This is a genomic window from Archangium violaceum, assembly GCF_016887565.1.
Lineage (GTDB): Bacteria > Myxococcota > Myxococcia > Myxococcales > Myxococcaceae > Archangium > Archangium violaceum_B.
This window is the reverse complement of record NZ_CP069396.1, coordinates 7,044,816-7,068,909: the sequence shown is the minus strand read 5'-3', so window position 1 is coordinate 7,068,909 and position 24,094 is coordinate 7,044,816. Positions and strand designations below refer to the sequence as shown.

General features: G+C 68.7%; 17 protein-coding genes. All 17 read right to left on the bottom strand.

The features are described 5' to 3' along the window. Positions 1-34: 34 nt before the first annotated feature. From JRI60_RS28315 to JRI60_RS28235, 17 genes are read right to left on the bottom strand one after another with little or no spacing between them, the layout of a single operon-like run. Positions 35-4,744 carry a hypothetical protein gene (locus JRI60_RS28315; RefSeq protein ID WP_204219002.1) on the bottom strand — a complete coding sequence of 1,570 codons (4,710 nt, stop codon included), beginning with the start codon at positions 4,742-4,744 and terminating at the stop codon, positions 35-37. A gap of 24 nt (positions 4,745-4,768) precedes the next feature. Beyond that, positions 4,769-6,724, bottom strand: a complete 1,956-nt coding sequence (locus JRI60_RS28310; RefSeq protein ID WP_204219001.1) for a hypothetical protein — start codon at positions 6,722-6,724, stop codon at positions 4,769-4,771. Between the two features lie 28 nt (positions 6,725-6,752). Continuing rightward, entirely contained in the window at positions 6,753-7,715 is a 963-nt protein-coding gene (locus tag JRI60_RS28305) for a hypothetical protein (RefSeq protein ID WP_204219000.1), read from the bottom strand. A gap of 3 nt (positions 7,716-7,718) precedes the next feature. Continuing rightward, positions 7,719-10,199, bottom strand: a complete 2,481-nt coding sequence (locus JRI60_RS28300) for a phage tail protein (RefSeq protein ID WP_204218999.1) — start codon at positions 10,197-10,199, stop codon at positions 7,719-7,721. A gap of 1 nt (position 10,200) precedes the next feature. Beyond that, positions 10,201-12,600, bottom strand: coding sequence for a putative baseplate assembly protein (locus JRI60_RS28295; protein ID WP_204218998.1), 2,400 nt, complete (start codon positions 12,598-12,600; stop codon positions 10,201-10,203). Position 12,601: 1 nt separating this feature from the next. After that, a complete protein-coding gene (locus tag JRI60_RS28290) occupies positions 12,602-12,994 on the bottom strand; it encodes a GPW/gp25 family protein (RefSeq protein WP_204218997.1) in 393 nt (130 codons plus the stop codon). A gap of 21 nt (positions 12,995-13,015) precedes the next feature. Continuing rightward, positions 13,016-14,629: a hypothetical protein gene (locus JRI60_RS28285; protein ID WP_204218996.1), complete on the bottom strand. Its 1,614-nt coding sequence runs from the start codon at positions 14,627-14,629 to the stop codon at positions 13,016-13,018. After that, positions 14,623-15,327, bottom strand: a complete 705-nt coding sequence (locus JRI60_RS28280; RefSeq protein ID WP_204218995.1) for a phage baseplate assembly protein V — start codon at positions 15,325-15,327, stop codon at positions 14,623-14,625. Before JRI60_RS28280 ends, JRI60_RS28285 begins: the two co-directional genes overlap by 7 nt. Next, positions 15,327-16,412 (bottom strand): phage late control D family protein, encoded by a 1,086-nt coding sequence (locus tag JRI60_RS28275; protein WP_204218994.1) that lies wholly within the window; start codon positions 16,410-16,412, stop codon positions 15,327-15,329. Before JRI60_RS28275 ends, JRI60_RS28280 begins: the two co-directional genes overlap by 1 nt. Positions 16,413-16,430: 18 nt before the next feature. Further along, positions 16,431-16,619, bottom strand: coding sequence for a hypothetical protein (locus JRI60_RS28270; protein WP_204218993.1), 189 nt, complete (start codon positions 16,617-16,619; stop codon positions 16,431-16,433). Positions 16,620-16,622: 3 nt separating this feature from the next. Beyond that, on the bottom strand, positions 16,623-17,687 hold the full coding sequence (locus JRI60_RS28265; RefSeq protein WP_204218992.1) for a hypothetical protein: 1,065 nt from the start codon (positions 17,685-17,687) through the stop codon (positions 16,623-16,625). 4 nt (positions 17,688-17,691) lie between these two features. Next, positions 17,692-18,204, bottom strand: a complete 513-nt coding sequence (locus tag JRI60_RS28260; RefSeq protein ID WP_204218991.1) for a phage tail protein — start codon at positions 18,202-18,204, stop codon at positions 17,692-17,694. Next, on the bottom strand, positions 18,201-19,712 hold the full coding sequence (locus JRI60_RS28255; RefSeq protein WP_204218990.1) for a phage tail sheath family protein: 1,512 nt from the start codon (positions 19,710-19,712) through the stop codon (positions 18,201-18,203). The genes JRI60_RS28260 and JRI60_RS28255 overlap by 4 nt, the downstream gene beginning before the upstream one ends. 35 nt (positions 19,713-19,747) lie before the next feature. After that, entirely contained in the window at positions 19,748-20,206 is a 459-nt protein-coding gene (locus tag JRI60_RS28250) for a phage tail protein (RefSeq protein WP_204218989.1), read from the bottom strand. A gap of 17 nt (positions 20,207-20,223) precedes the next feature. Then, the gene (locus JRI60_RS28245) at positions 20,224-22,500 is read right to left on the bottom strand and encodes a phage tail sheath family protein (RefSeq protein ID WP_204218988.1); all 2,277 of its coding nucleotides are present in this window, start codon (positions 22,498-22,500) and stop codon (positions 20,224-20,226) included. A gap of 12 nt (positions 22,501-22,512) precedes the next feature. Further along, positions 22,513-23,235 carry a hypothetical protein gene (locus JRI60_RS28240; RefSeq protein WP_204218987.1) on the bottom strand — a complete coding sequence of 241 codons (723 nt, stop codon included), beginning with the start codon at positions 23,233-23,235 and terminating at the stop codon, positions 22,513-22,515. Further along, entirely contained in the window at positions 23,232-23,864 is a 633-nt protein-coding gene (locus JRI60_RS28235) for a DUF4255 domain-containing protein (RefSeq protein WP_204218986.1), read from the bottom strand. The genes JRI60_RS28240 and JRI60_RS28235 overlap by 4 nt, the downstream gene beginning before the upstream one ends. Positions 23,865-24,094 lie beyond the last annotated feature (230 nt).

Here is a 24,094-nt window from a genome sequence, read left to right as displayed (position 1 = left end):
TTCTTTCGCCAGGGGCGGGGCCGCATCGCGCTCCTCACCGCTTCACGCCCACGTAGGGCAGGAGGGCGCCAGCACCGCGGGCGGGTTCGGAGAAGTACACGGAGTCCGTCACCTTCAGGCTCACCGTCCCCGAAGGAGCCGACAGCACGCGTGCGCGCACCACGTTGGAGGCCAGGTCCTCCACCACCGCCTGCACCGTCTGGTTTCCGGAGCGGATCAGCACGTGCATGCCGATGCGGACGCGCGTGGGCTCGACCGCCAGCTCGATGGTGCCACCCACCTTGGCCTCGGTGGGTTTGGTCACGTGGCCGGAGATCAGCTCGTTGACGGGCGCATGGCTGGCCAGCAGCAGGCACACGCGCACCAGGTCGTTGATGAGCGCCACGGCCTCGGGCTCGGTGGACACCACTCGCTGGAAGAGCCAGTCCACCAGCATCTGCATCTCCCGCCGGTCGGTGACCTCGATCTTCTCCCAGAGCGGGAGCCGCGAGAGGTCGCGCAGGTTGACGGGAATGTCGTACTGGCTCATCTGCTCGGCCCACTTCAGGCGGGTGGAGGGCAGCACCTCGCCGAAGCGCTGGTAGAGGCCGGTGGCCACCTTGGAGATGTGCTCCAGCTCCGTCGCCGCGGTGCGGCCCACGTCCGAGCGGCCGTGCGCCGTGTCCATGATGTCCCCCAGGGACAGCTGCGCGCGGGCCGTCTGCTGCAGCTCGAGCCAGGAGCGGGTGGTGATGACGGAGGGCTCGATGCCGACCACGGCGCCGCGCTGGCGGGCGACGAGCTCCTCGCGGGCCGACAGCAACCGGGAGAGCCCCTGGGCGAAGTTCGTGGAGGTGCGGCCAGCGATGACGGGCATCTGGACGGGAATCCGCTGGACGGCCCGCATCCGGGCCCACTCGAAGGTGCGGTGGATGAGCTCGACGCGGTCGAGCCCGCGCAGCAGTTGGGCGGAGAGGGCAAACCACCGGAGGGGCGAGTCGTGGACGAGCTCGACGTAGGCGAGCAACTCCGGGGGCGCGGCCGCGGTGCTGGCGAACACCTCGGGGAGGATGTTCTCGACGAAGCTCGTGTCGAGCAGGCGGGAGGGAGCATCGAGGGTGATCTCGTGCTCGCGCGGGCGCTGGAAGACGAGGAAGGGGACGTGCTCCTTGTACACGTCCTGGCGGCGCTGGTTGATGGCGATGATGCGTGCCTCTTCCTCGTCGCGCAGGGCGCGCGCGACGGTGACGTCCTGGCGGGCCTCCACCACTTCGCCTTGCACCGTGCCCAGGCGCTTGTCGAGCGCGGACCAGGAGCGCTCGATGCTGGCGAGCGCCTCCTTGTAGCTCGTCAGGGCGTTCGCGCTGGGGCGTGTGCGGCGCTCCACCTCCCGCAGCAGGACGAGCGTGTCCTCCAGGTGCTGGACCGCGGTGGAGAAGGAGTCGTTGTTCTCCCAGCGGAGCCCACTGTCCTTGAGCGCCCACTGGATGGCGTCCGGCTCCTTCTCGAGGCGCTTGAGGACGGTCTCCAGCTCGGTGTGTTTTTCCACCAGGAGCTCGAGGGCGATGCTCTCGCGCTGGACGACCTTCAGCGTCTTTTCGTCGTCCGTCACGAGGGCGACCTTGGGCTCCAAGATGTCCGGACTGGTGCTGTAGATCGCGATTCCTGCCACGACGATGCCCGTGACGTTGATCTCCAGCTCCCTCAACAAGGTGACGAGCCGATCGAGCAGGGAGCTTCGCAGCGAGACGGCCTGCTGCAGGCTCTCGATGGCATCGTCATCGCTGGTGAAATCCTCTTCCTCGGCCGTGAGCCCGGTCGCGATCCGCTTCTTGATGAAGCGCGTGAAGTAGCTCTCGATGTCGGTCCGGGCCGCCAGGGGGCTCTGCACCAGGGTGGCGCCCAGGATGGGGGACGCCGCGAGCCGGCTGGCCTCCGTGTTGCCGCTGATCATGAGCTGGCGCACGTTCTGGGTGTTCGCCTGCACCTGGGCGGAACCGGAGCGGATGAGATCGTCCAGCCGCTCCAGCTGGTCTCCGGTCTGGGCAACGAGCGCTCTCAGTCCGTTCTTCTCCACGAACTCCCGCGTCTTGTCGGGCAGTGTCTTCAGGTGCAGAAGCCCCTGGGGGGAAGCCAGGAAGACGTCGATCTGAGACGTTCCATCGAGGACGACGCTGAACGGCTGGGCGACCTGTTTGAGCTGGAGCTGCTGGGTCCAGGGGGTGTGCCACTGAGCGCCATCGAAGCGGATGTACGTGAGCTGGCCGGGGATCGGGGCCTCGGGATTCGCGGAGCCCTGCCTCCACAAGAAGGCGTGGAGCTGTCCGTCCATTCGTGACACGGCTTTGATCGTGTCGGCGGTCGTCGTGCCCACGGGGACGGGCTCGAAATTCCAATCCCCCGTCTTGTATTGCCCGTGGATGAAGCCGCTGTCCCCGGAGATGAGAACGTCGAACTGGTTGGCGCCCGTCAAACAGGCTGACAGGAGCGTGCCCGTGGTCGCGGTCTTCTCATCCATCTCGATCTGGCCCAGCTCCGGCTTGTTCTGCTCATGCTTGCCGGAGAGGTGGTGGAGCCAGAAGGTGCCCTTGGGGATGGTTCCTCCGTGATCGTGGGCCAGGAAGAGCAGCTCGATCCGCCCATCCTTCTTCTGGAGGGCCACCAGGTCCTTCACTTCCCTCTTGAGGCTCTTCTCCAGCTCGACCACCGCGGGCTGATCCGTGGCGTCCTTCACCCAGGTGAACTTCTGGATGCCGTAGCTCGTCACGACCTCGTTTTCCGCCACGGAGCGCGTCGGCGTGGGGAGCGTATCGGTCTGCATGGCCACGAACACGTCGATATGTCCCGCCGCCCAGGACACCGCCGTGAACAGCGGGGCGCGGGTCGCCTTCACCTGCTTGGAGTCGGTCGACTTCCATTCATTGTTGTCGGTCCGGCGGAAGACGCGGATGAAGTAGTTGAAGAGCGCTGGCGCCGCTGGGGTCTCCGCGAGCTCCCGCGGGGAGAGCCCGGAGGGCGTTTCGGTCTGGATGGGCACGGAGACGAGGACGACGATCAGGAGCTCATCGCCGCTCCAGACCGTCCTGAATCCCCGGAAGGTCTCCTTCCTGGTCGCGTCCACCACACCGGAAATGGTCTCCCATTCCTGCCAGGAGTCACGGAAGCTCACATAGGACAGGGTGTCCGTCCCCTTCAGGGTGACCAGCGCGAACCCACCCGGCTCGGGACTCTCGGTGGACACCTCCTCCACGTTGCCGGCCCCCGCCAGCAACGAGCTCTCCGGCCCGGTATCTTCCTGTCCCCACTTCTGCAGGGCCTGCTCGTACGCGTCGACGGTGGAACCCAGCGTCCCGTAGTCCTCTTCCGGTGGAATGGGCTCCAGGATGGAGATTGTCTCTCCTGGGATCCTGGCGGGATCCGGTTCCGGGAACCGGCCCGACTTCTCGCCTTCGAGCGTGTTCAGCAGCAGGTTCGCCTTGCCGCGCAGGATCTGCCGCCGCTTCAGCCACTCTCCGAGCCGTTTGAGCCCGGCGTTGATCGCCTCGTCGAAGGCGATGTCGATGCTCTCTCCCTTCAGCAGGTCGGGATCGAAGTGGGCCTCGGGGACGGGGACGAGCACGCGCACGCGCTCCTGCCGCCAGGTGTTCAGGGGCGCCAGCGAAGCACTGACCTGGGTCACCGCGTCGAGCTGCTCCAGGGGAACGGGCGCCGCATCCACGAGGAAGGACGCGGGGAAGAAGCGGGGCGACCACGTGAAGGGGTTGAAGGCCTCCTTGGGCAGCGCCCCCACCGGAGGGAGGAAGGCGAAGGACTGCAGGGCGGCGCCGCTGGTGATCTCCTGGGACGAGAAGGTGGCGAGGTGCTCGGAGAACTGCTGGATGCGGGACTGCCAGAGCAGGGGTGTGCCGTGCTTCTCGAGAAGCGAGGTCCGGGTCCGGGGCGCTCCGCCGGCGCGCACCACGGCGGCCCGGTCCGCGAAGTGGGGCACGGCGGAAGTCTCGCCGCTGTCCGGAGGGTTGAAGCCGATCAGCGCGATGGGAAGGCCGAGGTACTCCCAGGGGGCGCACTTCGGGTGCTGGCGCTCGAGCTCCTGCTTGAAGATCGTCCAGGCCAGGCGGTTGCGCCACTGGAAACCGCGCTCGATCTTGTCCCAGTGCCTGGGCCAGGCGAAGAGCACCGGAACACAGCCATCCACCCAGTGCGAGTCCTCGAAGGAGTAGGCGTCCGGCTCCACCTGCCCCTGCGCGTCGGGGGGGGTGGGATCCTCCATTCGGGACACCACCGGAACCAGCACGAGCACGGCGGCATCCAGCCCCTCGTGCGTCTCGGCCTCGCCCTCTCCGGACAGGAGGATGCTCAAGTCGACGGAGGGGGGGTCCTGCCCCTCCGGCAGCCAGAAGACCGGCACCTTGTCCACGCGGATGTGGGTGGGGCGGGGGATGACCACGTTCTCGCCGCTGTGGGTCAGGCCCAGCCCGGGGCCGATCTGGAAGAGGTGGATGGGCTTTCCGGTGGAGCCGTCCACCCTGCTCTCCAGGCGGACCTCGAGGCCGGCCACGACGCCGGGAGTCACCATCTGGCCGCGCAGGGCGAGGCGGCCGGCGCGCTCGCGCTGCTCGGTGGCCAGGGCCTCGGCGGACAGGGCCCGGCCCGAGTAGAGGTGGGGGCGGCTGCGCCAGCCGGCGTCGACGGACGGCCGGGGCCGGGGCTCCACCTGGAGGATGTGCTCGTCGGGGAGCGACTCCTTCAGCGGTTTCGTGTTCATGGGCGGGCTTCCCCTCGTCCGGGGTTAGAAGGGCGGGGTGTCGTAGCTCTTCCGGATTTCCACGACGGCTTCATCCAGGGATTGGCCTTGCTTCACGGTCCGCTCGACGATCTCCTGGATCTTCTCGAACCTGCCGTTCCCCTCCTTGACGGCCAGGGTGACGTACTTGTCCAGCTCGACGCTGCTCTTGGAGCGGGCCAGGTTCGACAGCGGGAGCGCGTGCTCGGTCCGGGTCCTCTTGGCGAGGGTCGCGCTGAGTGTCGACAGCCCCTTGCCCCGCTCCTCGTAGGCGTAGCGCTTCTCCAGCTTCTTGACCGTGTCGATGTTGAGCTTCGACTGCCGGAGGAGCTCGCCCGCGGCGCTCGCGAAGAGGTGCTTGTATCCGGCGGAGCGGCTCCGCAGGATGGTGCGCAGCATGTCGTAGCTCTTGCCGACGCCGAACGACGTGGCGCGGGTGGGAAGCGTGAGGAACTCCGAGTAGAGCCCCGCCTCATGGAGGGCGCTGGCGATGTCTTCATCGAGCGTCTCCTGTTCCTCCACCAGCTGGCCGACCACGGTGGGCTTGTAGGGGAAGCTCCGGCGGCGGACGTACCAGAGCGAGGTGGCGCTGGAGAGGAGGTTGCTCCAGGCGGCATCGGCCAGGTTGGTCTGGGCGGCCGAGGTGGTCGGGTCGGTCGCGACGGTCAGGGGAGTCGGTGCGTCCGGGGCGGGCGTGGCGGCCCGGACGGAGGGGAGCGCCGTCTTGCGGATCGTGAGGAGCCTGAGCGCTTCACCCGGCTGGCGCCTGGCCACGAGTCCCGAGGCGGTGGCGCGCAGCTTCATCGTCCCGGTCTTCTCCGCCGGGAGGAGGGTGGAGAGGGCCTGGTCCATCGACTGACGTGGGACTGGCACCAGCACCAGCACCGAGACCGACGAGAGCTCCTCGCCCGTCCGCGTCAGGTCGATGGGGGACAGGAACAGGCTCTCCTCCAGCAGCGCGCCGAGCTCGTCGTCGGGGACGACGGAGAGCTCCACGTCCACCTCGGGCGGGAAGAAGACCTCGTTGAGGTTTTGATCCACGGCCGCCACGGGCAGCGGACCGGCGGGGGGCAGGGCGAAGAAGTGCTCGCTCGCGGCGAAGCGCTCGCCCCGGTTGGTCTGCTTCCGGCCGTCGATCACTTCCTTCAGGTGCCGCTGGTACTGCAGCAGATGCGCCTCGCGGAGCGCCCGCGGCGCCTGGCCGAAGCCGAGGAAGTCCGTCTGCTCCGAGCCCACCTCGCGCCGCACGAGGAACTCGTCGACCCACCGGATGACGCCATGGTCGAGCGCGATCATGGCGATGGGGAGCGCGTCCACCGGTGGGCGCATCCCCCCGTTGCGCACGAAGATCTCATGAGCCACCCGGGAGCGCCGCGATTCGTAGCCCGCGCCCGCCTGGCTGTCGGGGTAGGGCAGGATCGTGATGGCGGTGGCCTCGATGATGTCGCCGTCGTGCGCCGTGCGCGTGCCCCCGGCGGAGCTGGGGTACTGGGCCACCGGGTTGGCCGTGTACTCCACGGGGCGCAGCGCCACGATGTAGAGGCCGGAGCGGTTGCGCGCCGTCTCGCGGGGAATCTGCGCGAGCCCGAAGGCCGCGTCGAGCCGTTGGATCTCCGGGATGTCGTCCAGCCGGACGTTGCCCAGCTCGCTCGGGATGACCACCGCCTCGCCCGAGGGCGTGACGCCATGGCCCGCCGTGATCTTCAGCGAGCGTGGATCCGGACCCGCCCCCACGTGCAGGCCCGCCACCACACCGATTCCTCCGCTGCGGCCGAGGTCCGCCTGCCGTGTGAGGAAGTAGGTCTGCTCGCGCGTCAGATCCTTGGCCGTCAGGAAGCGGCCGTCGAAGAAGAAGGAGCGCAGCCGCCGGCCATCGTGGACGAGGATTCCCGCCGTCTCGAGCTTGTTGACCACGGCCGGTTCGAGCTTCTCGCGCGCCGGTCCATTCATTGTGTCGCTCATCGACCCACTCTCCCTGCGTTTCCGATGTCTAGATGCCCAGCCAGCGCGCCAGCGCCGCCACCGTGACGGCGAACGGGCGCATCTCGTTGTCCACGACCACGGCGCCCGTCCGGATGCTCCGCCCGGCACTGTCGGCATTGCCGGTGACGCCGATCACCACCCGGGCGAGGAACACCCAGGCGGGATCCTCCACCGCCTGGTTGTTCTCGTAGCGCAGCTCATGGGGCAGGAAGGTGCTGCTCCAGAGCTTGTCCAACAGGGCCGGACGCCCCGGATGCCAGGACGCGAGAATGGCCTTCTTCAGGTCGCTGACGCGGGTGTCCGGGTTCTGGCTCCAATCGGAGGGCGAGGGCCAGGTCTTCCCGCCATCGGGCAGCGGCCAGGGGCTCGCGGGAACGGAGGGCGGTTTCTGGCCCTGCTCGCCGCGCGGCACGAGCCGCAGCTCGTAGCCGTCCCTCAGGCGCGCGGGAGACACCGCGTCCGTCGCGTCGTAGAGGCCCGAGGCCATCGCCGGCGTCCAGCCGCGCTCGTACACCCGGAAGCGCAGGAAGAGGTCCGCCACGACGCCTTCCGGGGGCACATTGAGCACGGAGGGTCCGATGTTGAAGTCATCGTCGATCCGCCTCACCAGCTTCGCGGGCTCGTAGCCCTCGTACCAGCGCTTCACCCGGATGCAGGACTTCGTGGTGACCTCCACGAGCCGCCCCAGCGGATCGATGGCGATGCCGGGGGAGACGACGATCTCTCCCACCTCCTTGGCCTTCTCCAGATCGGTCGGGTCACCGGGTGAGCTCTTGTGGTGAGGCTCGTAATCGACGGAGAGGCCGGACGCCGTGCCGACCCCGTGCAGGGCCGAGAGCGCCCGCGCGAGCCGGCCGCGGTGGTACGACTGCTCCGCGACGAAGTCCGTGGTGTCCAGCAGGACGCCGGTCGCGTAGTACGTGCGATCGGTCGCCTCGTTCTCGAGCAGCGGATCCTTGGGGGAGCCCATCGGCTAACCTCCTGCGTGAAGTCGTGGGTCGAGGCTGGGCGGGCGCTCGATCAGGTTCTTGCTTCCGAGCGCGCTGTGTCCCACGCGCATGGGTTCTGGCTTCGACGTCGGGCCCAGGTACGTGTCGATGCCGATGAGTGAGGCCACCCCCACCATGAGGGGCTTGCTCGCCAGCTTCACCGAGAGGCTCACGTGCGCGGGGCTCTCCAACTCGGCCATGCGCTGGATGAGCCCGAACTCCCGCGCGTCGAAGTCCTGGTGCACCAGCACCGTGACGCGATGGGCCAGCCGGAGGAAGAACTCCTCCACCGCCGCCTCCTCCTGGGCCGTCTTCGGGATGTCCTCCCCGAAGAGGGCGAGGAACTCCTTGTGCTGCTCGTCCCCCAGGAAGAGCGTGTCCCCCACGAACGAGTTGCCGCTGCGGTACAGGCCGGGCAGCAGCGGATCGTCCTCGTCCGTCAGGTCGATTCCGAGGATGGTGGAGAAGGTGCGGCGCAGCCGGAACTCCTCCACGATGACGAGACCGCCCTGTGTCACGGCGCCCTGCGTGAGGGCATCCAGGGCGAGCGACAGGCCGCGCAGCGTGCCGCGCCAGGGGCGGATGCGCGGGGCGGCCTCCATCATCTGGCGCCGCCGCTCGCGTGGGAGGGCGGAGTCGAAGGAGAAGCCAATCCAGTTGGCCAGCCACTCCAGCGACTCCTCCGGCACCGTGCGCGGCTCCGTGAGCAGCGAGGCGCTCGCGATGCGGTCCTCCAGGGGCGTGAGGATGCCCTCGGCCAGGCCGAGGAATCGCTCGAGGAAGTCCGCCGGCGTGCTCGGGCCCTCGTCGTTGGCCTCCTCGCCGAAGAGTTGCTCCCGGTAGAGCTCCGGGAGGTAGTGCTCGGCGTAGGAGAAGCGGGGCGCATGGGCGCGGAGCGCGAAGAGCTCCGGGGTGGAGCGGCCATCGCCGACGAGCTGCACCTTCACCCAGAGGTAGCGGCCCCGGAGCGTCCGCACGCGCAGGCCCGCGCGCTGGATGAGGGCGGTGAAGAGGCCCCGGCGTTGGGGCTCGGGCGTGCAGGGCATCAGGCCGGAGTGGAAGGGCACCTCCGAGGGGGAGGGCAACCACACGCCACGGGGGACGTGGTTGGCGGCGCGTCCTGGAGCCACGTCGCCGAAGACGTGCTCGTGCCAGTTCCTCGGCTGACCGTTCATGTCGTCGTTGGGGCGCAGGGGCGTGTTCGTCGTGGCCAGGAAGACGCGGATGCCACAGCCGGGCGGGATGCTGGCCTCGAGGTAGAGCCGGTGCCAGACGGCCCGGGGGCTGCCGCCATCGAGCAGCGGCGCATCCGCGCCCGCCATGTTCCGCATGGAGCCCTCCGTCACGAAGGACGGGAGGGAGAGGGGGTGCAGGGGGGAGGGGGAGCCGTCCAGGGTGCGGTAGCGGGGCGGGGACTCCAGGCCGTGCAGGAAGGGGCCGCCGTCGTGCGCGGTGAGCGGGTAGTAGTCCCCGAGCGGGGCCGCGGCCTGGCCTTCCTTCCCGAGCGTGTAGGCCACGGCGATGACCGTCTCCGTGTCGACGCGCAGGAGCACGGCGATGCGATCGGCCGAGAGCCACGCGAAGCTGAAGGGCCTGCGGGCCTGCTTGAGGGTGATGGGCGCCGTCAGTCCCCTTCCCGTGAAGAAGCGCAGCCGCGCGTCATCCCGGGTCGTGCCAGCGCGGGTGGCGTCGTACACCCAGCTCAGCAGGGCCACCCGGCCCTCGGGACTGGTCGCGATGCCAACGATCACCTCGCCCTCGAGGGGAGGCGCGTCCAGGACGAGCGACATCCTGGGAGGATCCGTTTCCTCTCCCCGCGGGCGGAAGACCGGGGGGGCGCGCTCGCGGAGCACCTCCCGGGGCACGGGGCGGCCGGAGACGCGGGCGAGCTGGACCCGGGTGGCGTCGTTGGGGCCAGGGGGCGCGGTGAGGGAGGTGGGACGCGGGATGGCGAAGACTCCGCCCTGTGGAGCCGGGGCGAGCCGCCAGGCATCGAAGCCCTCCGCGGAGACGGTCGTCAGCTCCCAACGGTCGCGAGGCTCCTTCAGGAGGACCTTGCCTCCCCCGGCGGCGACATACAGCACGTCATCGTGACCGAGCACCAGGTCGCTGGGCAGGGTGAAGGGGTTGTTGGGATCGAAGGTGAGGAGGCGGATCGGTTGAGCACCCGCTCCCGCGGCCATGACGGCACTCGCGGCCAGGTCGAGGTACGCCCAGGTTCCGAAGGCGTCGAGCGTGCCGGGCGTCCGGAAGAGGAGCTGCTCGGCATGCACCTGGCTTTGAGTCTCTTCCCAGGAGATCGTCGCGGGAGAGCTCGCCAGGCGCACGGAGCGGCGGCTCGCGTCCAGATAGACGTCGGGGGGAGGTTCCTCCTGGGGGACGTCGGGAGGCGGTGTCCCCGGGATGGGCTCCCACTGGCGGAGCGGGTCCGCCAACATCCAGAAGCGCAGTTGGTTGGCGTCCATGTCAGCAGACCTCGGGGACGACGGGCACGGCCACCCCTCCACCGGGGCCCGATCCGCCGAACGGATCCGGTGCTCCACGCAGGTCTTCCGGCAGCCCGCCGTCCGCGTCGATGACCACGGCCATCAGCTCGGGGAGCTGCCAGTGCCGGAGGACGAGCTCGACGGCCATGGACGGATCCGGGCTCAGCGTCTTCCAGTTCGAGGTGGCCTGGCTGGTGAGTGCGGGGAGCGCGGAGCCGGACGGGCCTTTTTGTGCTTCCGAGGAGGCCGGGCGCACCTCGATGCGTACCGAGGCCACCCCGGCCGCCTGACGCGCGGCGGGAGAGAGGGCCACCATCGTCCCGGCGCTGAACAGGCGCACGCCGGTGATGGTGTCCACGCCGGGCACCTGGGCGATCGCCACCTCCAGCTCCCGGTCACGCACGGCCCGCGCGAGCGGCCAGCCCTCGCCCTTGGGCCCGCCGGGAGGCAGCGGCCACAGCCAGCGGAAGAGGGCCTCGCGCACGGCGTTCACCACCGTCTCGCGGCCGAAGCCCTCGCGCACGGTGATGCCGGTGGCCACGCCGAGGGGTACGTACTCGCAGCCGATGACATACAGCTCGGTGGCCAGCGGGCGGCGCGTGTCCAGGTGCGCGTGGACGGCCTCCAGGAAGGGGCGATCCGGGCGCGGGTTGGGGGCGCGGAAGGCGTTGGAGGGAGGCAGCACCATGACGCTGACCACGCCGGGCACGTTCTCGCGGCGCTGGTGCGGCTTGAAGCGGGGCAGCACTTCCACGCGGCCCGGGGTCGCTCCCGGGCTGCCGGAGGCGAGCCACTGGTAGTCCTCGGCGGTAACGGCGCGCTGGCCGTGGCGCAGGGTGGCCGGGATGCGCCGCTCGGCCTCGGTGAGTGTCTCCGCGTCCTGTCCGCCCAGCGTGGGCAGGCTCTGCTCCACCTTCAGCGTGATGGTGGGGGCCTTCTTGTCGATCGTGAGGGCGTTGACGCCGAAGCTCTTGAGGGTGCCCGGCGGGAGGTTGCCAGCCACACCGCCGCCCGCCCGCATCCGGGCCGCGCGCACGCGCATCCCCGCGGAGGGGATCCGGCCCCGCATCCCATTGCCGAAGCGGACGGTGCCCGCCTCCGCGTCGAGCCGGAAGACGGCCGCGTCCCGCCCCGCCGTCTCCAGGTCCTCCACGGCGGCCCAGGGCCGGTAACCCAGGCCCGGCTCCTCCACCTCGAGCTGGAACGACTCGCGCTCGATCGAGCCCGTGGGCAGGCGCATCTCCTGGTCCGCGGCACCGTCGCTCTGGCCCAGGACGAGCGGAGCGAAGGTGCGGAGCTGTTCGATCTCCACCGCGTTGATGCCCACCCAGCTCAGCGACAGGCGCGAGAGCTTCACGGTGGGCCGCAGCCGCAGCCACGCGACGAGGCGTTTGGCGCGGTTCACGTCGTCGAGGCGGGGAGGACGGTCCCCGACACCTGCTTTCAGATCGTCGCGGACCTCATTGGGGGGCGCGTCGATGCCGGTGCCCGGCATGAGGAGGTGGATGACACCGCGGCGGGTGAGGCCGAGCGTCGAGTCGTAGGACACCGTGAGCGGGTGGTAGGTGGGGTTGCCCTTCGCGTCGACCGTACCGGTGATCTCCCACTGGTGGGGGATGCGTGCGCGCGGGCCGATGTCCTCCATCAGCGCGGGCACCTCGATGGAGGGCATGACGCCCACGTTGATCAGGCGGGGCGAGCCATTGGAGCCCGTGGACAACTCCTGGCGCAGGGCCGCCAGCGCCTTCTTCATCGCGTCCTTGTCCTGCGTGTTCTTGACCTCGGGCGCGAGCAGGGCGATCCACAGGCAGCGGTCCACGGTCCGCTCGACGAGGTCGAACCCGGCCGACTCGGCGGCGCCGTTGGGGAAGAGGGGCGTGGTGACGTAGTACGAGGCCGTCTCCCGGGGGCCGAGCCCGTAGACGCGCGACAGGCCCGGGAGCAACCCGGCCATCTGCTTGCGCTCGGAGTCGGTGATGGGCCGCTTGTAATAGGCCTCCGCCTGCAGGGGCAGGACGGTGAGCTCCGTCCTCGTCTCGAAGGTCACGGGCCCCTTGAGCTCCGTGGACGGCAGCAGCACCTGGGTGGATTGCGGCGTCGGGTTCTCGGCATACACGCTCACCACGCCGGTGGCGGCGGTGGCCGGCCTCATCTGGATGCCGAGCAGCTTGAGGAAGGCGAGCCGCTGCCGCTCGGGGATGAGGTTGGCCCGGTAGAGCACGGTGTCCGCCAGCCAGGCGAACAGCTCCAGCAACGTGCGCCCCGGGTCTCCCACGCGCGCGTGGGTCCACTCGGGGGTGTGCGCGGGAATGCGGGCGAGGAGCTCCTCGACGAGATCCTCGAAGTTCCGATCATCGAGACGGGGAGGGACGATGGGCATCCTAGGCTCCGAGATCCAGGGTCAGCCCGAGGCCTTGGACCGCGCCCGTCCGGCGCAGCCGGTAGACGAGTTCCACCCGGACGTGCGACGGCGCGTCATCGGTCTCCAGCACGTCGATGCGCTCCACGTCGATGCGGGGTTCCCAGCGAGCCAGGGACTCCGCCACCAGGTCACGGATGCGCCGGCGCGTTCCCAGCACATTGGGCTCTCCGATGAAATCCTCCAGGCCCGCGCCGAACTCGGGGCGCATGAGCTGCTCGCGCGGGCGGGTGCGCAGGATGACCTCGATGGACTGGCGCACGCTCGCGTCGAGCGTCGGAAAGTGAAGCTCCCCGCGCTCGTCGGGAACGGGCAGGAGCGGGAAGCCCACCAGGGGTCGTGCGGGATTCGTCATGACGTGCGTCTCCAAGCCGCCTCACGGATTCCGGATCGGGGGAGGGCGTGGCATTGAGCGGGGCAGTGGGATGCAGATTTTGATGAAGGGCAGCCACCAGAAGATGATGTTCAGCAGGGCCAGGAAGATGCTCAGCACGATGAAGGCGCAGAGCGTGATGATCGGGATGTTGAATCCGCAGATCCAATCCACCCCGCCGCCGTCTCCTGTCTTCGCTTTCTCCTCGAGGAAGTCCTTGGGCTTGTTGATCGAAAGCAGGTCGAAGACGTTCCGGGGCACCTGGAATGTGACGTTGGGCAGCAACGAGCGGACGCTCTCCCGGGTGACGGGAGGCAGGGCCACCTGCACGGGAGGAAGTCTGCCGTTCTCGTACCAGGCAGCGATCTCGAAGGGCTGACTGGGCGTGCTCCAGATGAGGGCGGGCGGGCAGCCGTCATCGCGCCGGACGCGGATGAATCCACGTACCTCGTAGCGGGCATCGGCGTTATCGAAGCGTCCCCGCTGCGGCAGGAGCTTCTGGAGCCGGTTGAGGGAGGCCGTGGAGGCGGCACGCACCAGGTCGGCGACGTCGGCCTTCGACAGCCGTGGCCAGCTCCTGGGCATGAGGAACGTCTTCCTGTTGCCGTCGGCCTTGTCGGATTGCTCGAGCACGAAGACCGTGGCGGCCTCCGCGAGCGCGGTGCCCATGGGGCGGCTCGTCCCGCCGTAGTCGAGCCGGAGCCGGTTGAGGGCCGGCAGCAGGCCCTCCTTCGGATCGAAGGCGTTGAAGACGCTGATCAGCTTGCGCAGCATCGCGACGAACTGGTCGAGCTGTTTCTCGGCCAGCGGGCGCCTCGCGGCGGGGATCGTCGCGTCCGCGTTGACCTCGTCCGCGTAGTGGAACGAGTAGCGCTTGCCGGTGATCTCCTTCATCAGCTCCACGCCCACGGCATCCGAGAAGTAGGGCGCGAGCAGCTCGCGCAGCTCCTGCTCCTCGTACCGGTGGGGTTGGACCGCCTTGCTGGAGACGGCCTCGGAGCTGGCGACGGGCACCAGGCCATACAGGACGGTGCGTTGCGCGGCGGCGCAGACGTCTGGCGGTGCCACGAAGACCAGGGAGACGCTCTCCTCGTAGGGAGTGGGTGCCCCGAGCGCGTCCTCCACCAGGGCGTTGAGCTGGGGAGGGCCCACGGGGAAGGCGGCACCCCGGCGAGCCGGATCCGGATCCCGATCGAGCTCGCGCGCATCCTCCAGGGGCACCCAGCCGTGCACCTCACCGCGCAGCTTCATCCACCCCTCGGTCTTCTTCGTCAGGGGGTTGATCCGCCGGACCACCAGCCCGGCGCTCTCGATCTTCGCCGGATCGAGCCGCGGCTCACCGAAGACCTCGCACGCGGCCTCGAAGACGGCGAGGTGGAAGGAGCGGTGCACGGGCTGGTACAGCTTGAGCCCCTGCGCGCGTTGCCCCGCGTTGCGCACCGTCCCGGCCAGGAGCTTGCGGCCCTCGTCGCTGCCCAGCTCCCCGAGGAACGCCGCGATGAAGTCCTCGTCGGTGCGCTCCACGAGCACCGGACGCTTGTCCTTCACCGGCATCGGATTGCCGCTGCCCTTGTCGAAGTCGAGACCCCGGAAGAGGATCGGGTGGTCGCCTACCATACGTTTCCAGCCCCAGGCGTGTAGGTCGCGGCCACGACGGTGGTGGCCTGGAGGACGTCGCATTTGACGATGCCGGCGAAGGTGGACATGGCCGCGTTGACCTGGACCTGCGCGGCGCTCACCTCGACGCGGCTGGCGGAGACCTTGACGGACAGGGGCGTCTCCACCGTGACACCCTTCGTGTCCAGGGTGACCGTGTTGCCGGCGGCGGTGAGGACGATCTTGCCTCCCTCGGACTGGGTGATGGTGACGCTCTGCCCACCGGGCGTGGAGAGGGAGAGGGTCGCCTGCCCCTGCGTCTCCTCGACGATGGCGATGCGGCTGCCCTGGGCGCTCACCAGCGTGTAGCGATCCACGCGCTGCTTGCCGCCGCCAAGCGTCTCGGGAGGACGGGCGGAGCCATTCCAGAGTCCACCGACGACGAGCGGCTGGCGGGGATCTCCGTTGACGAAGACGAGGGCCACCTCGTCCTCCACGTCGGGCAGCAGGAAGGCGCCACGTCCGGCGCCGGCGAAGGGGACGGCGACACGGGCCCAGAGGGTGGCGTCCGCATCCCCCGTGGCCTCGGGCGTGCTCACCAGGCGGACCTGCACGCGAGCGAGATCCTCTGGATCATTCACCGAGACAACGCGGCCGAGGTAGGTGCCATGCAGGCCTCCGAGGCGTGGCGGCGGAGGTGGAACGGGCAGGGGCTGCATCAAGGACCTCCCAGGAAGGCGCACTCGGCCTCGAAATCGGTCTCGTACCCGCGTGCCAGGTCGTAGCGGTGGCAGGCGCGCACGACGTAGTAGGTGTTGTCGTAGCGGCGGCCCATTCCCTGGAGGGAGACGTGGGTGCCCACGCGCAGGGCGGGGTTGCCCTCGGCGGTGCCCTCCACGCAGACGAAGCGGCGGGCACGCTGGTCGAAGGCCGCGGTGGCGATGGCCCGGGCCTCCTCGTCCGTCGTCGCGGGGACGTCCCCGAGGTGCTCCGAGCGCTCGCCCAGGGTGTCGCGGAGCACATTCGCGCCCCGCCGGCCCGAGCCGGGGCCCAGGTTCTCCCCGGTGCCGAGGCCCGACACCCGCCGGCCCGCGAGCGCGTTCCACCCGGTCGCCGTCACCTCGGTGACCTGGTGGGCCAGGTCCACGATGACGCGCGCGCGGTGGAGTTGACTGTAGAGCGCGAGCTCCACCACTCCCCGGCGCACGTCCTTGCGCGGGGAGACGTGGAGCTCCTCTCCCACCACCTGCAGATCGCCGTCATGCGCGGAGAGCAGGCGCCGCAGGAAGGCCAGGTCGCTCTCGTTGAGCTGCACCTGGGTGCCGATGCTCCCGGAGAAGCCGGAGATGACGGGGCGCATGTTCAGCCGGGCGGCGACTTCCCGGGCCAGCGAGTCGATGCTGAGGTCGTCGTAGACCTTGGTGCGCCGCGCGAGCCGGGCCCGCTGGAGCGCATCCTCCGCGAGCACGAGCAGCTCGGGCACGTTCGCGCCCTCGAAGCTCGCCTCCAGACCGGTGATGAGCCCGCGGAAGATCTCCCGCGGGGCCGCTTCGTCACCGGAGTAGATGGAGATGGAGGCCCCGAGCCGGATGATCGACTCGTCCTCGAAGGCCAGATCCATCTGTCCATCCTCGAATCGCCCCGTGTTCTCCAGACGCAGCTCGAGCGAGGACATGCCCCCCTCCGACTCGGTGAGGCGCATGGAGAGGAGGAGCGCCTTCACCTTGTCGGAAGCACGGCCGTCGATCCGCACCGTGGGTTGGGCGGAGTAGACCAGCGAGCTGCTCAGCGCGCGTTCAGCCATCGTTCCCGTCCTCCATCCTCAGTCCGCGTGGAGCCTCGTCTGGCGCCACGCCCTGACCCGCAGCTCGCGCTGGACGGCGTCGGCTTGAGAGGCGTCAGGCGTGGCGTTCGCTCCCTCCGCGCGCGTCTCGTCGTCCGGAGTCAGCTCCGGCTCCGATGGACCTCCCGCGACACTGCCGACCACTTCTCCAATCGACACGATGCCCATGGCTCATTTCTCCTCGAAGCGGATGCGGGTCCGTTTCCTCTCGTCGAGGCTCGAGCCCTGGTCCTTCATCCGTCCGCCCAGTTCGAAGACGGCGTCGCCGTCCGCGGCATGGGTAAAGGTCTCCACGTTGCGTACCAGGCGGCTCGTATCGAGACGCGCGGTGGGGGATGAGACGAGGGCGCTCACCCTCAACCCGGCGAAGGCCCCCTGGGACGCCGTGATGCCCGCGGAGGAACCACCTCCGAAAGACAGGTTGAAGCCCGCGGATGCACCGCCTCCCGTCGCACCGAAGCTCGCACCAAGGCTCGCGTTGGCGGAGAGGCCCCCACCGAGTCCCGCACCGAGGCTCGCGCTGGCGGAGAGGCTCGCTCCCGGGACCGTGAAGGCCACGGGAGGCGCGAGCTGTACCGAGGCGTCCACGGTGAGCGTAGGCGCGCGCGGAAAGCGCATGCTCTCCTCACCGTTCATGGCCGCGATGGCTCGCCCGGCCGCGGGGACGCCCGCTTGCGTGGCGGTCACCGTGGTGGAGCCTCCTGGCGGTGGGGCTTCGACCTGGGCCGCCTGATTGGCACTTCCTCCGCCGCCACCGCTGTCCCCGCCACTCCAGCCGACCGCCTCCTTCCCCGGTTTGCCGCGCGAGAAGATGTCCTTGGTCTTCGTCATGGTGATGGCGACCGTGGAGCGCAGCGGAACGCCATCCACCGAGAAGAAGTCGAGGGTCTCCTGGTAGGAATCCACGATGCCGGTGAACGCGAAGGCCCCCCAGTCGAACGTGGTCTGGGGAGGCGGCTGATTCTTCTCCCCCAGCAGGCGCGCGACCGCCACGGTCTGGTCACACACGTTCTTGTGCGTGTCCGTCGTGTCGAAGATGAGCTCCACCGAGAGCTTCGCCGAGCCCTCGTTGACCACCTGCTGGCCTTCGTTCTTCGTGCCCTTCTTGCCCTGGCCGAGCCGAGTCGTCAGGGTGAGCCGCAGCGTGGCCGGGTTGAAGTGGGCCACGATCGGTTCCCTGCCCTGGACCAGGAGCTTCGCGGGCTCGGGCTTCGGCGCGGGTTTCGGAGTGATCATCGTGTCATCCCGCCTTCGTATCGAGGGTGAGCCCTTCGTGGGCGAGGTGCAGCTCCTCGATGCCCACCTCGGTCCCCCTGGCGTTGAAGTCCGCCGCCTTGAACTTGATGGGGAGCGCCCGATCCAGCTTCCACGTGAGGACGATCTCCTGCTTCATCTCGGGCTGTTCCCTGGAACCGGCATTGACCCACCGCTTGAGATGGATCTGCACCGAGCGGCGGTGTCCGAAGTCCCCGGTGGCCACCCGCTGGAACCAATGGAAGAGCCGGCCATCGCGGGAGATGCCTCGCTTGAGCACCACCGTCGCGAACGTCACCGGCCCCACCCGTTGATAGGCCCCATAGTTGTACCCGCCGGCCTTGATGACCTTGGGCTCCATGGTGGCCTCTAGGCCCGAGCACTCGGAGAAAGCACCCGCGAGGGATGAGGCCTCCGTCCCCTCGCTTCCCGAGAGCGGCTCATCCTGGAAGGCGAGCTCGAACTGGAACGTGAAGAGCGGATCGATCGGCTGGCTCATGGCGCCTCCTCCATCCGCAGCGAGATGGGCCCGCCCTCGACCAGGGTCAGGACGACATGGATGCGCTCGATGGCCGCCGCGGCGTCGAACACCACCTCCGCCACCAGCCTGCCCGCGTCCAGGTCGTCCTGCGTCATCGTGGTCCGGTCGCAGCGGACCTGGAAGGCCTCGCGCGCGGTCGCACCGCGCAGGGCACCCGCCTCCCAGAGCCGGACGAGCACGAACTCGATCCGCTGGGTCAGGTCGCGCCAGGTGCGCTCATTGGAGGGCTCGAACAGGACGTTGTGACCCGCTCGCCGGAGGGCGCGGATGAGCACGGAGAACAGTCGGTTCACTCCGCCCTGCCGCCAGCTCTCGAGGGGGCTGGTGGTGACGTCGGAGAGGACGCGGATCCCGCTGGGAGTCGGTCCGAGCACGGTGATCCGCTCCGGCAGCGGGCGCGCGGCCTGCTCGCCGTCCACGGGAGGGGGCGTGGAGAGCGTGCCCCGTCCGAGAACGGGAAAGAGCTCGTGCACGTCCGCCAGGCCGAGGTTCATCACGCTCCGGAACGAGCCTCTCAGGAGCGCGTTGCGGGCGAGCACTCCGGCCAGCAGACCGTCGGGGCTCTCGAGCTCCTCGGGCAACTGGCCCGAGCCCGGCGTGCGGATCCACGGGTAGACGAGCTGCACGAAGGCGCTCTGGAACCGTGCGAAGTGCTCGTGGGCGAGCAGGAAGGCGTAGGGGGTGTCCTCGGTGAGCTCCTCGGTGACGGACTCGTGCGTGCCGGCCCGCTCGCTCGTCCCCGGGTAGGGGAGGGGCAGGGCCGCCACGAGCTGGACATCCCGCAGATAGCGGCTGCTCAGCAGCTCCTTCACCCGCTCCAGGAATCGAGCCCATTCACCGTAACCCTCCTGGTCACAGCGGGGCGCGGTCCGCGTGGAGAAGAGCGACTCCTGGGGCCCCGGGAGCTCCTGGGTGCATTCGACGAAGACCTCCGGGGACCGCGGAAGCTCGATGGGCGGAGGCAGGGGCCTGGCATCCATCGCGACCGCGGCGGCGAGGTCCGGCAGGCAGAGGAACGAGACGTCCGGCAGGCCGAAGAGGTGCGCCGCGCCATGCCAGGTGCTCCGGTCGACGGGCGAGGCCTGGAAGAGCTTCCCGGTGCCGGGGAGCAGCGTCCGCAGCGAGGAGAGGCGGGTGGTCCGGCCGGCTCCCTCGAGCCAGGGATCGGCCATGCGGATGACGTAACACTTGCGCCCGCCCTGGGCGAAGAACGAGCGGACCGCGGCGCCCAGGTACGTTCCCTTCCAGTCGAAGTGCCGGTCGAAGTCGTTCCAGCGCTCGAAAGGTACGGGCACGTCCTCCAGAAGCGGGGACTGGCTCCACCCGTTCTCCTGGAGCCATTTGCGGATCTCCGGAGAGATGGGCGCGCCGGAGCGGCGGATGAAGCCCACGAAACAGGCGATATCCGCACGCTCGGGCGCACTCACTGGCGCGCGGGCTCTGGCTTCGAAGACGAGGCCGTTCATCCCTGACCCTCACCCATCCCTCGTGGTGTCCTGGGCTACGCCACGTTGGGGAAGCCCATCTGGATGTCCTCGGCGGAGAGCACCAGCTCCTCCATCGCGACATCACCCCCGCCCTTGGCCGCGAGCGTCGGTCCCGTGTACTTCATGGGGGTGACATTGAGCAGCTTCCAGGACTGCACCGCGGTATGCGTCTCGTCCTGGAGCGTGATGAGCACGAACTCCTTGCGGCCCTCCACGCCCCGGCTGCGCACGTCGCGGATCCACTCCCAGATGACGGCGGAGGCCACGACGCCCCGCTTGAGCGTGACGTCGCCCGTCTTGAAGATGCCGGGCACCTTGCGCACGTGGTTCACCTGGTCGCTGCCTTCACGGTATTCGGCCATGGTGAACTCGGTGGTGAGTCCAGACACGTCCGAGAAGCCGCCGAAGGCCGTGTCCTCGCCGGCGAAGCTGATCACGAAATTGAATGCACCGTAGGGAGTCTTGCGCGCCATGTGGGTGGTCCTTTCGCCTAGCTGCGGGCATCAGCGGTCTTCTGGCCGATCCTGAAGATGACGAACTCCGCGGGCTTCACGACGGCCACGCCCACCAGGCAGATGAGCCGGCCGTTGTCGAGATCGTCCTGGGTCATGGTGCTGCGGTCGCACCGCACGAAGTAGGCCTGCCGCGGGTCGCTGCCGAGCAGGGCCCCCGAGCGCCACTGCGTCTCCAGGAAGCTGCCGATGGTCTCGCGGATGTTGGCCCACAGCCGCTCGCCGTTGGGCTCGAAGACGGCCCACTGCGTCCCGAGGTCGATGGAGCGCTCCAGGAAGTTGAAGTAGCGCCGGACGTTCACGTACTTCCACTCGGGATCCGAGCTCGCCGTGCGCGCGCCCCAGACGCGGTAGCCGCGCCCCGGGAAGAAGCGCAGGCAGTTGATGCCCTGCGGGTTGAGCGACTCCTGCTGCGCGAAGTTGACGTCGATCTGGAAGCGGAGGGCGCTGCGCACCACCTCGTTGGCTGGCGCCTTGAAGACACCGCGCTCCACGTCATTGCGCGCGTAGATGCCGCAGATGAAGCCAGAGGGCGGCAGGGCGATCTCCTTGGGGATGCGATCGTTGCCCGGCCGGGCCAGCGGGTTGGACACCACCACCCAGGGGAAGTAGAGCGCCGCGTGCTTCGAGTCGATCTCCCCGCGCCACTGGCTGACCTGGCTGAGCAGGCCGTGGGTCGACGCGTCGGGCGTGTCCAGCACCGCGATGCGGTACGCGCGCCGCTTCTCGACACGCTTGATGAGCTCGTTGCGCACCGCTCGCGCGGTGTTCTCACCATAGGCCGAGGAGCCCGGGGCGGCGACGATGGAGAGATCCTCGATGTTGGCCAGCACGTCGAGCGCGTCCGCGTACTGCTTGTCGCCCGGGGGCGAGCCGTCGCTGCCTCCCGTCAGGGGGAAGCTCTTGGCCTCTCCACTGTTCAGGAGCTGGCCGTACAGGGTCAGCCCGGTGGCCGCCGGGTCGATCTGGATGGCATACAGCCGCTGGATGGCCTCGCTCTGCCGGGTGGGTTTCTCCGACAGGACGCTGCCGATCCACCGGGGGTGCAGCGGATCCAGCCCCACGTCCTCATAGAGCGACTCACGGCCAGTACCATCCCGGGTGCTGATGCGCAGCGTGACGAACTCGCCCACGGCCGCGTCAAGCTCGGGCGGCAGGCCGGAGGCCGCCGTCCCGGTGCCGTCGACCCAATCCGTGCCCTGCTTGATAAAGGTGCGCGCGCCGGGCTTGCCAGCGGCGGCATCCGTCCCCAGTCCGAGCGGATCCCCGGTGCCCTTCCAGGCGAGACCGGCGGTGGTTCCCACCTCCGCGGTTCGCAGCGTCACCTTGTTCTCGAGGGAGATGGCCTGGATGCCCGCACCGCGGAGGGCCCGGTCGAGCTCTTCCAGGGTGACCTCCGCGAGCGCCTTGACCTTGGCCACTCCCAATGTCTTGGTGATGCCGAGATCGCTGTTCTGCTTCACCACCAGCGAGGGAAGGTGCGTGCCGATGATCAGCGCGCCAGCGTCCAGCCGCGCATAGCAACCCTGGAGCCGGCTGTTGATGGTGTCGACAATCTCCTGGGGCTGCGTTTCCGCGGCCAGCTTGATGCCGGGCTGAGGGGCGCCATTGAGCACGATGTCGAGCGTGGTGTCGGCATCCAGCTTCGCGAGCGTGGCGACGGCGGTCAGCTCGACCTTGTTCGTGACCAGGTCGATGGAGACGGGCTCCTTGGCCTGGCCCAGCTCGAACGCGAGCGTCGTGTGACCGGTGAGATTGAAGGGCGCCGCCGCGTTCCCCTTGAGCACGGCCGACGAGCCGCTGCCGATCAGGATCGTACCGACCGGGGCATTGTTCATGCCCCTGATGGTCGCGGGGCTCTTGACGGGCTGGACGGTGATGGTGCCGTTGCCCACGCTGCCCTTGAAACGAGCGATGAATTTCGTGTTGCCGCCCACGGTGGCCGACGCGAACCCGGCGTCCAACGGGACGACGCGCGCGACGTAGAGGCGAGAGCCGCCCTCGTCGAAATAGGCCCGGACGGAATGCGCCAGGAAGTTGGTCGCGGGGTGGGGGGCCTTGTAATCGAAGTCATCGAGCCCGCCATAGGTGCGCTCGAAGTCCGCGAAGCTCGTGAGGAGCTCCGGAGTCCCACCCGTGGGACCGGTGAGCGTTGGCCCGGCGAAACCCGTGGTACTGGTACTCACCCCTTCGATGGACTTGGAGCGGAAGCTGGTCTCTTCGACGTAGACGGCTGGTGCGAGGTATTCAGGCACGTGAGCCCTCTCTTATGAAGTCGGGATCGGGATCCGACGGTTGGTTTCCAGGCCAGAGGCAACCTGGAGGGTTTGAGGCAGCGGAGTGAAGCTCTGGTCTGGTACGTCCGGATCCGGCAGGCCCTCCACGCTGGGGGCGAGAGCGGACTCCAGGGTCGCGGAGAAGATGCGATGGCTGAGGGACTCGCCCTGTTCGTGGCCCCACCGGATGATGGGAATGCGTGGCACGAGCAGCAGCGTCTCCCCTCGTTCATCCGACAGCCCGAGCCCCTCGACGGCGGGTCTGTCCAGGAGGTCGACGCGGAGACGGATGACTCTCCGGGCGAGCGGGGCGTCCTGCTCATCCCTGAGCGAGAGCCGCACCACGGCGCTGCCCGGCGAGGGCCGGGCCGTGGGAGCCAGGTACATCCGCACGTCCACCGGCGCGAACACCGCTTCCGGCGCGCCGCGCGGTAGCTCGAGGGAGAAGCTGCGGGGGAGGTGGCGCCCGCTCGGATCGACGACGGAGAGGGTGAAGGTGCTCGGAGCCGGCCCTGGCATGGGCGGAGCCTCGAAGCGGGCGGTGTAGTCCTCCAGGCCGGGAGCCTCGGTGATGACATACAGCCCCGACCGATTGCGTACCACCCGCATCCCGTCGCCAGAGACGGTGAGCGGGGTGGTGAGCGGCTGTGCCGTCTCTCCGTCGAGGAAACGGACCGCGCCCAGGACGCGGCTGTCGAGCGACTCCAGACTCACGCGCCACTTCCCTTGTTCGTGAGGGAGATCCGCCTGGCCACCACCGGTTTGCCAGTCTGGCCGAGCTCCGGCTCGATCTGGACGACTCGCGCGATGTACGAGGCGCTCAGGGCATAGGGACGTTGAAACGTATCCCAGATGCGCATGAGATCCTCGTTGCTCAGCTCCGCGGGAATGAGCTGGATCAGCTCTTCTGGCTGCCAGCCGCCATCATCGTTGAGGTCCGACGCGCTGAGCGTCTGGTGATTGTGGAGCACGTGCATCGCCCAGGTGAACAGGCGGTGCTCGTCCTTGGCGTTGTCTGCCCAGACTGTCAAAAGGTAGTGCAGATCGAGCGAGAGCGGCGGAGGCGCATCCGAAGCGAGACCCGTATAGTGTTGATTGCGCAGGTGCTCGTTCATCGTCACACGATAGAGATAGAGCGTCAGCGCCGGCCGACTCTGGACGGGATCGACGGATTCCGATCCGCCCCCCAATTCCTTGCTCGATACCAACGCGAATTGAGGATTCGCGCTCAAATCCAGATCGACTCTCTGATCCGGAGGCAGGGCCTGATAGGCCCGGTAGGCGGTGGTGAAGTAGGAGACTAGCGATTCACCGATGGAATGAATTGCAAGGAGATTCGCCATGCCCCCCCCGCGGGAACCAGACGTCTTTGCACTTCTCGGGAATGTTACGACGTAGCTCGACTAGAGCCTTCGGCCCTTTGTGAAGGCAGATGGACCCTACGTGAAGCCAGATCGGTTTTCAACATTCGAAATGACTGTCACCTTGGAAGTCAATCAGAATCACGGACTCATGAAGTGGTGATCGTACGTAGAAGGTTGGATTTGTGTTTTCAGTGCCGTGTGATGTTTCC

What these genes read in the sequence shown, in the direction of transcription:
- JRI60_RS28310 (WP_204219001.1), bottom strand. Translation starts at nt 6,724, where the DNA reads ATGAGCGACACAATGAATGGACCGGCGCGCGAGAAGCTCGAACCGGCC.
- JRI60_RS28270 (WP_204218993.1), bottom strand. Translation starts at nt 16,619, where the DNA reads ATGGGCATCGTGTCGATTGGAGAAGTGGTCGGCAGTGTCGCGGGAGGT.
- JRI60_RS28290 (WP_204218997.1), bottom strand. Translation starts at nt 12,994, where the DNA reads ATGACGAATCCCGCACGACCCCTGGTGGGCTTCCCGCTCCTGCCCGTT.
- JRI60_RS28305 (WP_204219000.1), bottom strand. Translation starts at nt 7,715, where the DNA reads ATGGGCTCCCCCAAGGATCCGCTGCTCGAGAACGAGGCGACCGATCGC.
- JRI60_RS28260 (WP_204218991.1), bottom strand. Translation starts at nt 18,204, where the DNA reads ATGAGCCAGCCGATCGATCCGCTCTTCACGTTCCAGTTCGAGCTCGCC.
- JRI60_RS28315 (WP_204219002.1), bottom strand. Translation starts at nt 4,744, where the DNA reads ATGAACACGAAACCGCTGAAGGAGTCGCTCCCCGACGAGCACATCCTC.
- JRI60_RS28300 (WP_204218999.1), bottom strand. Translation starts at nt 10,199, where the DNA reads ATGGACGCCAACCAACTGCGCTTCTGGATGTTGGCGGACCCGCTCCGC.
- JRI60_RS28265 (WP_204218992.1), bottom strand. Translation starts at nt 17,687, where the DNA reads ATGATCACTCCGAAACCCGCGCCGAAGCCCGAGCCCGCGAAGCTCCTG.
- JRI60_RS28250 (WP_204218989.1), bottom strand. Translation starts at nt 20,206, where the DNA reads ATGGCGCGCAAGACTCCCTACGGTGCATTCAATTTCGTGATCAGCTTC.
- JRI60_RS28285 (WP_204218996.1), bottom strand. Translation starts at nt 14,629, where the DNA reads ATGGTAGGCGACCACCCGATCCTCTTCCGGGGTCTCGACTTCGACAAG.
- JRI60_RS28295 (WP_204218998.1), bottom strand. Translation starts at nt 12,600, where the DNA reads ATGCCCATCGTCCCTCCCCGTCTCGATGATCGGAACTTCGAGGATCTC.
- JRI60_RS28280 (WP_204218995.1), bottom strand. Translation starts at nt 15,327, where the DNA reads ATGCAGCCCCTGCCCGTTCCACCTCCGCCGCCACGCCTCGGAGGCCTG.
- JRI60_RS28255 (WP_204218990.1), bottom strand. Translation starts at nt 19,712, where the DNA reads ATGAACGGCCTCGTCTTCGAAGCCAGAGCCCGCGCGCCAGTGAGTGCG.
- JRI60_RS28275 (WP_204218994.1), bottom strand. Translation starts at nt 16,412, where the DNA reads ATGGCTGAACGCGCGCTGAGCAGCTCGCTGGTCTACTCCGCCCAACCC.
- JRI60_RS28235 (WP_204218986.1), bottom strand. Translation starts at nt 23,864, where the DNA reads ATGGCGAATCTCCTTGCAATTCATTCCATCGGTGAATCGCTAGTCTCC.